General features: G+C 70.9%; 11 protein-coding genes. 6 read left to right on the forward strand and 5 right to left on the reverse strand.

Annotation, left to right across the window (positions count from 1 at the left end):
• Positions 1-31: 31 nt before the first annotated feature.
• The 5 genes from ACFVH0_RS28390 to glnA form a co-directional block, all read right to left on the reverse strand.
• Positions 32-1,057, reverse strand: a complete 1,026-nt coding sequence (locus ACFVH0_RS28390) for a TolB family protein (RefSeq protein ID WP_385824715.1) — start codon at positions 1,055-1,057, stop codon at positions 32-34.
• On the reverse strand, positions 1,054-2,352 hold the full coding sequence (locus tag ACFVH0_RS28395; RefSeq protein ID WP_385824717.1) for an MFS transporter: 1,299 nt from the start codon (positions 2,350-2,352) through the stop codon (positions 1,054-1,056). Before ACFVH0_RS28395 ends, ACFVH0_RS28390 begins: the two co-directional genes overlap by 4 nt.
• A complete protein-coding gene (locus tag ACFVH0_RS28400) occupies positions 2,352-3,698 on the reverse strand; it encodes a discoidin domain-containing protein (RefSeq protein WP_385824719.1) in 1,347 nt (448 codons plus the stop codon). The genes ACFVH0_RS28395 and ACFVH0_RS28400 overlap by 1 nt, the downstream gene beginning before the upstream one ends.
• Before the next feature lie 249 nt (positions 3,699-3,947).
• A complete protein-coding gene (locus ACFVH0_RS28405) occupies positions 3,948-4,082 on the reverse strand; it encodes a hypothetical protein (protein WP_385824721.1) in 135 nt (44 codons plus the stop codon).
• Between the two features lie 72 nt (positions 4,083-4,154).
• Positions 4,155-5,516 (reverse strand): type I glutamate--ammonia ligase, encoded by a 1,362-nt coding sequence (glnA, locus tag ACFVH0_RS28410; protein WP_072483343.1) that lies wholly within the window; start codon positions 5,514-5,516, stop codon positions 4,155-4,157.
• A 246-nt stretch (positions 5,517-5,762) separates the two neighbouring features.
• Here glnA and ACFVH0_RS28415 point away from each other — a divergent pair, with 246 nt between their 5' ends.
• From ACFVH0_RS28415 to ACFVH0_RS28440, 6 genes are all read left to right on the forward strand, one after another.
• Positions 5,763-6,440 (forward strand): DUF3105 domain-containing protein, encoded by a 678-nt coding sequence (locus tag ACFVH0_RS28415; RefSeq protein WP_385824723.1) that lies wholly within the window; start codon positions 5,763-5,765, stop codon positions 6,438-6,440.
• On the forward strand, positions 6,437-7,150 hold the full coding sequence (locus tag ACFVH0_RS28420; RefSeq protein WP_385824725.1) for a DUF305 domain-containing protein: 714 nt from the start codon (positions 6,437-6,439) through the stop codon (positions 7,148-7,150). The genes ACFVH0_RS28415 and ACFVH0_RS28420 overlap by 4 nt, the downstream gene beginning before the upstream one ends.
• A 136-nt stretch (positions 7,151-7,286) precedes the next feature.
• Complete coding sequence (locus tag ACFVH0_RS28425) at positions 7,287-7,712, forward strand: CBS domain-containing protein (RefSeq protein WP_342282940.1); 426 nt, start codon at positions 7,287-7,289, stop codon at positions 7,710-7,712.
• A 273-nt stretch (positions 7,713-7,985) separates the two neighbouring features.
• Positions 7,986-8,156, forward strand: coding sequence for a hypothetical protein (locus ACFVH0_RS28430; RefSeq protein ID WP_385824727.1), 171 nt, complete (start codon positions 7,986-7,988; stop codon positions 8,154-8,156).
• A gap of 65 nt (positions 8,157-8,221) precedes the next feature.
• A complete protein-coding gene (locus tag ACFVH0_RS28435) occupies positions 8,222-9,901 on the forward strand; it encodes a multicopper oxidase family protein (protein ID WP_385824729.1) in 1,680 nt (559 codons plus the stop codon).
• Positions 9,902-9,990: 89 nt separating this feature from the next.
• Entirely contained in the window at positions 9,991-11,745 is a 1,755-nt protein-coding gene (locus ACFVH0_RS28440) for an NAD+ synthase (RefSeq protein WP_385824731.1), read from the forward strand.
• Positions 11,746-11,777 lie beyond the last annotated feature (32 nt).

The following is an 11,777-nucleotide window of genomic DNA, read 5'->3' on the forward strand; positions in this document are numbered from 1 at the left end:
CGTCACATTACACCTGCTGGGTGAAGATCGTTCAGCCCGCCACCGCGACCGGTGACGACCCGCCCCTCACGGCCACGCGGGGTGTCCCGGTACCGTCCGCCGGAACGGTCCAGATGTCGCTCCCCGGGCCGTCCGTGGCCGGCAGTGCGTAGGCGAGCGTGCCGTCGTCCAGCCAGGCCGCCTGATCGTCGACGCTGTGTTTCTCGGCCAGCGGAGTCTCCCGCATGGTCCGCAGGTCCAGGACGTACAGCCGCCAGGGCGCGGCCGCGTCGTCGGAGACCTTCTTCTTGAAGGCGAGCCGGGTGTTGTCGGGCGACAGGGAGGGGCATTCCACGTTCTGCCGCAGCGCCTTCGCCGTCCAGTCCCGCATGTTCCCCTCGACGAGGTAGGTGCGGCCCTTGGTGGAGACGGTCGCGTAGAAGCGGTTGTCGTCGCGGGCGAAGGTCACGCCCCAGTAGTTGACGTCGGGGGCGTGGTAGCGGGCGCCGTCGATGGTGAGCTGGATGTTCTCCATGGACTTGATGAGGTAGCCGGTGCGCAGATCGAGGATGGCGGTGCGGGTGGAGAAGGACGTGGTGGCGTACGAGTCGCCGGTCGCGAACACCGTCCAGGACAGCATCCGCCCGGAGTCCGAGACCCGGGCGCGGGTCGGTACGCCCGGTACGGTGATCCGGCGCTTCTCGCGCAACCGCCCGTCGAGCACGATCGCGTATGTCTTCGGCAGCACCCCGGGCCTGGCACGCAGGCAGAGCGCGCCGTCGTCGGAGGCGTAGAACCGGTCGCAGGCGGGGCCGCCGCGGGTGCGGGTGCCGCCGGTCCGGGCTCCGGTGAGCGGCTGGTGGGCGACGCGCCCGCCGGCCGTGTCCCGGAAGTACAGCGCGGGCCCGCCGAGGGTGAACGAGGCGTCGGCTTCGGTCTGCCGGCCCTTCGTCCGCTGTTCGGCATGCATCACGTACCCGACGGAGCCGCCCGCCAGGAGCAGCACCGCGGCCACCACGACGGCGATCCTGGCCCGGGGGCCCAGCGGGGTCGCGGCTTTCGGGAACCTGGCGCTCATGCGGTCCGCCTTTCGGGGATCTGGGCTTGCGGCTGTCCGGGGGCCGGGGTGCCGGAGGGGTCGCGCGGCAGCAGCGCCCAGCCGCCGCCGAGGGCGACGAGCAGGGCCGAGAGCGCCGCCCACAGTGCGGGGCCCGGCCCCCACAGGGTCCAGGCGGCGCCGAAGCCCGCCGCGGCCAGCAGCCGGGCCAGCGCCTGTCCGGTCTGGAGCACGGCGAGTCCGCCCGCCCGGCCGTCGGCGGGCAGCACGGGTCCGGCGAGGGCCATCAGCACCCCGTCGGTGGTGGCGTAGAAGACCCCGAGCAGTACGAGGACGGGCACGAGGAGGAACAGGGCCGGGCCGCCGGCCGGGGCGAGGAGCGTGGCGTACACGCCGAGCAGCGCGAGGTGTCCGTACAGGAAGGGCAGCCGTCGGCCGATCCGGTCCGCGATCCGGCCCGCCGGGATCGCCAGCAGCAGGTAGCAGGCCGCCGCGCCGAGCGGCAGCAGCGGGAACCAGCTGACGGGGAGGTCGAGCCGGTGCTGGAGCAGGAGGTAGACGAAGGCGTCGCCGATGGTGGCCGCACCGAGCAGGGAGGCGGCGGCCAGGATCCGCCGGAAGGCGGGATCGCGGAGCGCCTCGAACGGCTTGCGTCTGCGGGGCGCCGGGCGCACGGCCGGGGCCGGTTGCTGCCCGGGGACGTACAGGACGAGGAGCAGTACCCCGAGCAGGCCGACGCAGAAGCTGACGACGAACACCGCGTCGTAGGCGTCGGCGGTCGCCCAGAGCAGGGCGAACGCGGCGAGCGGGCCGAGCAGGGCGCCCGTGGTGTCCATCGCCCGGTGCACGCCGAAGGACCGGCCGAGCGCCTCGGGCGGGCTGCTCAGGGTGATCAGCGCGTCGCGGGGTGCCGTGCGGATGCCCTTGCCGACCCGGTCGGTGGCGAGGGCGGCCGCGATCTGGGCAGTGGCACCGCCCGCGAGGAGCAGGCCGAGCCGGGAGAGGGCGGAGAGGGCGTAGCCGAGCCCGGCGACCCGTTTGTGTCCGCGGCCGCGGTCGGCGGCGTACCCGCCGGCCAGTCGTACGACGGCGGCCGCGCCGTTGAACAGGCCGTCCAGGAAGCCGAATTGGAGGGGTGAGAGACCCAGTCCGAGAACCAGGTAGAGCGGCAGCACCGCGGTGACCATCTCGGAGGAGATGTCGGTGACGAGGCTGACCGTGCCGAGTGCCAGGACGGTGCCGGGGACACGCCGGCCCGCCCCGCCGGAGCGGGGTCGGACCGGTGCGTCGCGGCGGCCTGTGGTCGCCAGGTACATCAGTGGCAGGTGTACTTCGGGCTGGTGTCCTTGGTCTTGTTGTCGGTACCGATGTAGTTCCAGCTGTAGCCGGAGTCGGTGAAGTCCATCTTCAGGACGCCGTATTCACCGCTGATCCGCTTCTGGCTGTTGGGCTGGACCTCCTCGATGGGGTAGGGCTCGGCGCCGCCCATCCCGCCGACGATCTCGGTGATCCCGTCGGCGACGGCCTTCCCGTCGGGGTTCTGCGGCGCGAACCGCTCGTAGTGGTGGTCGTGCCCGTTGAGCACCAGGTCGGCCTTGGCCCCGTAAAGGATCTTCCAGACCGGCCTGCTGACCGGGTCGTTGCCGTGTCCGCCCGAGGAGTACAGCGGGTGGTGCCAGTAGGCGGCGATGCACGCCTTGCTGTTCTTGGCGAGGTCGGCCTTGAGCCAGTCGATCTGGGCGCTCTTGTCGAAGGAGTTGGAGTCGAGGGCGATGAAGTGCCAGTTGCCCTCGTCGAAGCTGTAGTAGGTCTTGCCCTGGGGGTAGGCGATGTCCCCGAAGTAGGCCTTGTAGCCGGCCAGTGCGCCGGCCGGGTCGTACGTCTCGTGGTTGCCCGGCACCGGACGCGTCTTGGCCTTGAAGGCGCCCCAGGTCTTGTCGTAGTAGGCGCGGAAGTCGGAGATCCGGGCGTCGTCGTACTGGCTGTCGCCCATGGTCAGGTAGAACTTCGGGTCGATCTTCTGGGCCAGCGCCGCGGTCTTGGGGTGGGCACAGTCGCTGTCGGACGCGGTGCACTGGGCGGCGATGTCACCGGCGGCCACCACGGTGAAGGCACCGGTCTGCGGAGGCTGGCTGCCGAGCGTGCCGTACACCTCGAACTCGTACAGCGAGTAGCCGTAGGCGGTGGCGCGTGCGGTGCCGTACACACGCAGGTAGCGGCCCTTCCCGGTGAGGGCGGGCCAGTCGTCGGTGCCGCCGTTGCCGGCCGTCTCGTCGGCGAGCCGGGTCCAGGTGGTGCCGTCGGCGGAGATCTCGATCCGGTACGCCTTGGCGTACGCGTCCTCCCAGCTCAGCTTCACCCGCGTGACGTCGGCGGTGGCGCCGAGGTCGACGCTCAGCCACTGGGGATCCTTGCCCTCGACGCTGGCCCAGCGGGTGGCGGGGTCGCCGTCGAAGGCGTTCTGCGGTCCGAGGTCGGAGCTTTCGTCGGAGGAGGCGGTGGCGGTCTTGCCGCCCGAGATGAGGGGGTCGGCGGCGGCGCCGGCCCGGTCGGGGTAGGCGAGCAACAGTCCGCCCACGAGGGCGAGTACGGCGGCGATGACCACGCCCACCGTACGGCGCCGCGTGGGCGTGAGAAGCAGAGCTGAGCCGTTCGGGTGCATCCCTGGACTCCTGGCCTTGTGGGGGTGGCGAGAGCTGGGCATCCGTGCGTGGCCCCGCATCCTGTCCGGGGTGCGGGCAGGGGGCGGAGTCGTGGTGGCCGGGCCAGAGCTCTCACTGAGCGCGTCATGCCGAGGGAGCGGGGCACCGCGCCGGGCCACCGCCGGGAATGCTAGCGAACAGTAAACTTTCCTACCAGTCCCCCAACTGGCTTCGTTCCGCGTCCTGTTCGACGCCGCCCGCGCGGCTTCTCAGCGGGAGAGGACGTCGAGCAGGAGCGCGCCGACGATCCACAGCGGGATCGCGAGCGCGACCAGCAGGCCGGACACACAGCCGAACGCGGTCAGCCGGGCACCGGTTCTCGCGGAGTCTTCGCTCTTTCGCATGCCGGTATTCAACCCGAACGCACTCCGGGCCGGAGGCGCACCGCCTCCGGCCCGGATGTCACTGCGTCGTGGTCACAGCACCGGCAGCAGCGCCTTCAGCTCGAAGGCGGTGACCTCGCTGCGGTACTCCTCCCACTCCTGCTTCTTGTTGCGCAGGAAGAAGTCGAAGACGTGCTCGCCGAGCGTCTCGGCGACCAGTTCGCTCTTCTCCATCAGCGCGATCGCCTCGCCCAGGTTCTGCGGCAGCGGCTCGATGCCCATCGCGCGGCGCTCCGCGTCGGACAGCGCCCAGACGTCGTCGTCGGCGCCGGCCGGGAGTTCGTAGCCCTCCTCTATGCCCTTGAGGCCCGCGGCGAGCAGCACCGCGTACGTCAGGTAGGGGTTGGCGCCGGAGTCGATGGAGCGGACCTCCACCCGGGCGGAGCCGGTCTTGCCGGGCTTGTACATCGGGACGCGGATGAGCGCGGAGCGGTTGTTGTGGCCCCAGCAGATGTACGAGGGGGCCTCGCCGCCGGCGCCCGCGGCGCGGGAGGAGCCGCCCCAGATGCGCTTGTAGGAGTTGACCCACTGGTTGGTGACGGCGGAGATCTCCGCGGCGTGGGTGAGCAGGCCGGCGATGAAGGAACGGCCGACCTTGGAGAGCTGGTACTCGGCGCCCGACTCGTAGAAGGCGTTGCGGTCGCCCTCGAAGAGGGAGAGGTGGGTGTGCATGCCCGAGCCGGGGTACTCGGAGAACGGCTTCGGCATGAACGTCGCCTGCACGCCCTGCTCCAGCGCGACCTGCTTCATCACCAGGCGGAAGGTCATGATGTTGTCGGCGGTGGAGAGCGCGTCCGCGTACCGCAGGTCGATCTCCTGCTGGCCGGGGGCGCCCTCGTGGTGGCTGAACTCGACCGAGATGCCCATGGATTCGAGCATGGTGATCGCCTGGCGGCGGAAGTCCATGCCGACGTTCTGCGGGGTGTGGTCGAAGTAGCCGGAGCTGTCGGCGGGGGTGGGGCGGCTGCCGTCGACCGGCTTGTCCTTCAGCAGGAAGAACTCGATCTCCGGGTGGGTGTAGAAGGTGAAGCCCAGGTCGGAGGTCTTGGCGAGGATGCGCTTGAGGACGTAGCGCGGGTCGGCGAAGGAGGGCGAGCCGTCCGGCATCAGGATGTCGCAGAACATCCGGGCCGTGCCGGGGGCCTCCGCCCGCCACGGCAGGATCTGGAAGGTGCCCGGGTCCGGCTTGGCGATCATGTCGGACTCGTACACCCGGGCGAAGCCCTCGATGGCCGAGCCGTCGAAGCCGATGCCCTCATCGAACGCCTGCTCCAGTTCCGCGGGGGCGACGGCGACGGATTTGAGGTAGCCCAGGACATCGGTGAACCACAGCCGTACGAAGCGGATGTCGCGCTCCTCAAGCGTCCTGAGGACGAATTCCTGCTGCTTGTCCATAGCCACATCCTTGCAGTTCAGACGGTCCGTGCACCACCGCCCGGGGTAGGGGAGAAGCTCCAGTATCACGACCCGGGATTTCACCCAGATTACGCACACGACGTGAGATGGAGCACCCGGCCACCCACTACGATCGGCGCCCGTGGCGCGCAAGGGGTGGCTCGCCTTCATGACGGCCCCGCGCACGCCGGTTTCCCCGGCCTCCGGCCTGTCCGTCCCCGCCCCTTCCCAGAAGGACCTGACGACATGAGTTTCGACCCCAGGACCCCCATGGACCAGATGCACGACGCCCACCGCGCGCGACAGCGCCGCGACCGTGCCCTGGCCATAGGGCTGAGCGTGCTCGTGGTCGTGGGGCTGGTCGGGTTCGGCTCGTACATGGTGCTGACGACCTCCGAGGCGTCCGAGCAGAAGCAGGCGGCCCCCGCGGCGGACGACAAGGCGCCCTCGGACGGGCAGCAGGGCCCCGCCGACGGGCCGATCGAGGGGCTGCGGACCTGGGACGCGAAGAAGCTGACCCGCAACCACGTCACCGGGACCGTCGCCTACCCGATGAAGCCGCCGGTGGGCGGTGACCACAACCCCGTATGGATGAATTGCGACGGCGAGGTCTACGAGAAGGCGATCCCCGATGTGAACGCCGTGCACGCGCTGGAGCACGGATCGGTGTGGGTGACGTACACCGACAAGGCCCCGGCCGCCGATGTGGCGAAGCTCGCCGAGCGGGTCGGCCGGACACCGTATTCGCTGATGAGCCCGTACGAGGGCCAGTCCGGAACGATCATGCTGACCGCCTGGGGGAACCAGGTGACCGTGGACGGCGCCGACGACCCGCGGGTCGACCGGTTCTTCTCGAAGTTCGTGCAGGGTCCGCAGACGCCCGAGCCCGGTGCGGCGTGCACGGGCGGGCTGGGAACCCAGTGACCGCCGAGAAGCGCCGTGGCCGGCGCGTCGAGTGGGTGGCGGGCTCCGCCGTGGCGCTCGCGCTGCTGTTCGCCGGGGTGGCGACGGTCGCCTCCGCGCGCGGCGACGCGGACGGGGCGGACCGGGCGGCCGCCGCCCCGCACACGCCCGCGGTGGACTCGGCGGACGCCGGTTTCGCCCGCGACATGGCGGTCCACCACCAGCAGGCCGTGGAGATGTCCTTCATCGTGCGTGACCGCACGAAGGACGAGGAGGTGCGCCGGCTCGCGTACGACATCGCCAACACCCAGGCCAATCAGCGCGGCATGCTGCTCGGCTGGCTGGATCTGTGGGAGCTGCCGAAGACGGCCGGGGAGCCGATGGACTGGATGGCGGCCGGGCACGAGGGGCACTCGATGAAGGGCATGGACGGGATGGAGGGCATGGGGACCGGCTACCGGGCCCATGACGGTTCCCTCATGCCCGGCATGGCCACCAGGACCGAGCTGGACCGGCTCCGGACGGCGAGCGGCAGGGCGGCCGAGATCCGGTACCTCCGGCTGATGACCGAACACCACAAGGGCGGCATCGACATGGCGCGCGGCTGCGCCCGGCTGTGCACGGTGAAGGCGGAGAAGCGGCTCGCCGGCGGGATGGTCGAGGCCCAGCAATCGGAGCTGGACGAGATGGCCCGGCTGCTGGCGGCGCGCGGGTCCGCACCCCGGTCCTGAGGAATTCCCGCGTACGCGACCCGGCCGCAGGTGCACCCGAACGGGTGACAGCGGTCGCGTCCCCCGAACGGGCCCATGACGATGGGTTCGCTCGGGGTCGTACAGCATGCCCACCGGCACGCAGGAGGAATCCCTCATGACCACCGCCAAGGACATCATGCACACCGGGGCCACGTGGATCCCCGCGCACGAGACGCTCGACCGGGCCGCGCAGCTGATGCGCGACCACAAGGTCGGGGCGTTGCCCATCTCGGCCAACGGCGAGCAGGACCGGATGATCGGCATCCTCACGGACCGCGACATCGTGGTCGGCTGTGTGGCGATGGGCCACGATCCGTCGAAGATGACGGCGGGCGACCTCGCCCAGGGCACCCCTCGCTGGATCGACTCGGAGGCGGGTGTGGAGATGGTTCTGGAGGAGATGCAGACCCATCGGATCCGCCGGCTCCCGGTGGTCGAGAACAAGATGCTGATCGGCATGATCAGCGAGGCCGACCTGGCGCAGCACCTCACCGAGGAACAGATCGCCGGCTGGGCGGAGAAGGTCTACGCGCGCGGCTGACCCGCCGCACCGGCACGGCCCGACAGCCCGGCGCCCATGGCCCGGCATCCCCTGTCCGGGACTCTTCAGTCCGGACCGGACCGGCTCGCCCGCCGCCCGGTCCGGACGGGAGCCCCGGGGGTGCCGGGCCATTCCGCTGCCCGCCCCACCGGGGCCCGTACACTGCCCGCCCCGCCGAGACCCGTAACGCTTGCCCGCCCCGCCGAGACCCGCACAGCTGCGGCGATACGTTTCTGCGCGCGAGTGATACCCGGCGGGGGTAGGGTGCTCGTCATGACCCTGAGTGGATGTGCGACATACGGACAGTTGTTGCTGTTCGTCTCGCTGCTCATCGGGATCCTCCACCTTCTCAGGGGCGTCGCGGCACGGGACACACCGCTGCCGGGGCAGGGCCCCCGGCCGGACATGACCCGACCGGCCCCGTTGTCGGTACTGCGCATATAGAAGGGGCGCCTCCCCCTCCCCCAGCAGACCGAAATACCGACAACACCCCGAGGTGCACCCCCGTCATGCGCACTCCACCCACCCGACGCACCGTACTCGGCGCCGCTGTCGCCACTGCCGGCTCGGCGGTACTGGCCGCATGCTCCGGCGAATCCGACACGGGCCACGGCGGCAAGAAGACCGATAGCGCGAACGCCGGTGGCACCAGCCACGGCGGCGCGAACCACGGGGCCTCCACCGGCGGGAGGTCCGAGGGCGAGTACGTCTCCCCCCACGGGAAGGAGGTCGCGGCGGCCGAGGCCGCGCGGGGTTCGGGCCCCGTGCGGAAGGTCGACCTCGTCGCCACTCCGTCCCGGCTCGATCTGGGCGGCGGGATCACCGTCGGCTCCTGGGCGTACGATGCCCGGCTGCCCGGCAAGGAACTCCGGGTCACGATGGGTGACACCCTGGCGCTCACCCTCGCCAACCACCTGCCGGAGGAAACGACTCTGCACTGGCACGGCCTCAATGTGCGCAACGACATGGACGGCGTGCCCGATGTCACCCAGGCGCCCATCAAGCCCGGCGCCGAATTCGCCTACCGCTTCACCGTGCCGCACGCGGGGACGTACTGGTTCCACCCGCACACCGGCGTCCAGCAGGACCGCGGACTGTACGCGCCGCTGATCGTCGATGACCCGAAGGAGCCGCTCAAGTACGACAGGGAGTGGGTCGTCGTCCTGGACGACTGGGTCGACGGGGTGGCCGGTTCGACGCCGGACTCGGTGCTGTACGAACTCAGCCACGGCAAGGGCGGGATGCACCACGGCAGCGCGAGCGGCTCCGGCGGACACGGCTCCCCCGCCAAGCCCGCCAAGCCCAAGGGCCGCACCGGCCCCACGCGGCTGGCCAAGGACTCCTACAGCGAACTGCTCGACAGCCACGGGGGCGACGTCGCCTATCCGCACTACCTGATCAACGGCCGCACCCCGAAGTCCCCCACATCCTTCGCCGCGAAGCCCGGCGACCGGATCCGGCTGCGCATCATCAACGCGGGCGGCGACACCGCCTTCCGGGTGGCGCTCGGCGGACACCGGATGACGATCACCCATACCGACGGCTACCCGGTCCGGCACACCACCACCGACGCCCTGCTGCTGGGCATGGGCGAGCGGTACGACGTGATGGTCACCGCCGGCCACGGAGTGTTCCCGCTGACCGCGCTCGCGGAGGGCAAGAACGCCTCGGCGCTGGCCCTGCTCCGCACCGGGATGGGCGCGGCGCCGAGCGGCCCGGTGCGGCCGAAGGAGCTGGACGGGAGGCTGGTGGAGGCGGGCCAACTCGCGCCGGACGAGTCCGTCGCACTGTCCTCGCGCGAGCCCGACCGGACCCTCCGGTTCAGGATGACCGGCAACATGAAGGCGTACAACTGGTCGTTCAACCACAAGCCGTACGACCCCGGCCAGCGCTACCCGGTGAGGGCGGGCGAGCGGGTCAGGCTGGAGTTCTTCAACGTCACGGAGATGTGGCACCCGATCCATCTGCACGGGCACTCGTTCGGCCTCGTGGGACCGGCGGGGCCGAACCACCGGGCGACCCGGCGGGGCCCGGCCGCCTGGGCGCGCAAGGACACCGCGATCATCCGGCCGAACAGTTCCCTGGCCGTCGAGTTCGAAGCGAACAACCCGGGGCTGTGGATGCTGCACTGCCACAACATCTACCACTCGGACGTGGGCATGATGACGGTTCTCGGCTACCGCCGCTGACCCCGGCCGATCCGGTTCCTGGCGGGCCGCGGCCGTGATTCCGCGGCCCGCCAGGACATTGCGTCAGTCAGACGATTACACTGGTGCGCGTGCCTCAACTACGTCTCGCACTGAATCAGATCGACTCGACCGTCGGTGATCTCTCCGGCAACTCCGAGGCGATCGTCCACTGGACCCGGCACTCCGCCGAACAGGGCGCCCACCTGGTGGCGTTCCCGGAGATGGTGCTGACCGGTTACCCCGTCGAGGACCTGGCCCTGCGCCCGTCCTTCGTCGAGGCCTCGCGGCAGGCGCTGCGCGCGCTCGCCGCCCGGCTCGACGCCGAGGGCTTCGGGGAGCTGCCGGTCGTGGTCGGCTACCTCGACCGCTCCGAGACGGCCCAGCCCCGCTACGGCCAGCCGGCCGGCTCCCCGCAGAACGCCGCCGCGGTGCTGCACCGCGGGCAGGTCGCGCTGACCTTCGCCAAGCACCACCTCCCCAACTACGGCGTCTTCGACGAGTTCCGGTACTTCGTGCCGGGCGACTCGATGCCGGTGGTGCGGGTGCACGGCGTCGATGTGGCGCTCGCGATCTGCGAGGACCTCTGGCAGGACGGCGGCCGGGTGCCGGCCGCGCGGGCCGCCGGTGCCGGGCTGCTGCTGTCGATCAACGCCTCGCCGTACGAGCGGGACAAGGACGACACCCGGCTGGAACTGGTCCGCAAGCGGGCCCAGGAGGCGGGTTGCACCACCGCGTACCTGGCGATGATCGGTGGCCAGGACGAGCTGGTCTTCGACGGCGACTCGATCGTCGTCGACCGGGACGGCGAAGTGATCGCCCGTGCCCCGCAGTTCGCCGAGGGCAGCGTCGTACTCGATCTGGAGCTGCCGGCCGCGGCCGCCGAACCGCCGTCCGGTGTCGTCAACGACGGGCTGCGGATCGACCACGTGGTGCTCTCCGAGGAGCCGCTCCCGGCGTACCCCGCGGAGCTGACCGGCGGATACGCCGAGCGGCTGGACGACGACGAGGAGCTGTACTCGGCGCTGGTCGTGGGCCTGCGGGCGTACGCCGCCAAGAACGGCTTCAGCAGTGTGCTGATCGGGCTCTCCGGCGGGATCGACTCGGCGCTGGTCGCGGCCATCGCCTGTGACGCGCTGGGGGCGCAGAACGTGTACGGCATCTCGATGCCGTCGAAATACTCCTCGGACCACTCCAAGGGCGACGCGGCCGAGCTGGCCCGCCGTACCGGGCTGAACTTCCGCACCGTGCCGATCGAGCCGATGTTCGACGCGTACATGGGCTCGCTGGGGCTCACCGGTCTCGCCGAGGAGAACCTCCAGGCGAGGCTGCGTGGCACGACGCTGATGGCCGTCTCCAACCAGGAGGGCCAGATCGTCCTCGCGCCGGGCAACAAGTCCGAGCTGGCGGTCGGCTACTCGACGCTGTACGGCGACGCGGTCGGGGCGTACGGCCCGATCAAGGACGTGTACAAGACGTCGGTCTTCCGCCTCGCGAAGTGGCGCAACCGGGCCGCCGAGGAGCGCGGTCAGATCCCGCCGATCCCGGAGGCGTCCATCACCAAACCGCCCAGCGCCGAGCTGCGGCCGGGCCAGGTCGACACGGACTCGCTGCCGGACTACGACGTGCTGGACCGGATCCTGGAGCTGTACGTCGACCGGGACCGGGGTCTGGACGAGATCGTCGCGGCCGGCTTCGACGCGGCGCTGGTGGCGAAGACGCTGCGGATGGTGGACACGGCCGAGTACAAGCGCCGGCAGTACCCGCCGGGCACGAAGATCTCCCCGAAGGGCTTCGGCAAGGACCGGCGGCTGCCGATCACCAACCGGTGGCGCGAGTCGGGCTGAGCGGGGCGCCGGCGCGGTGACCGGGCCGAGCC

This window comes from Streptomyces sp. NPDC127117 (assembly GCF_042677325.1).
In the GTDB taxonomy this organism is placed as follows: domain Bacteria; phylum Actinomycetota; class Actinomycetes; order Streptomycetales; family Streptomycetaceae; genus Streptomyces.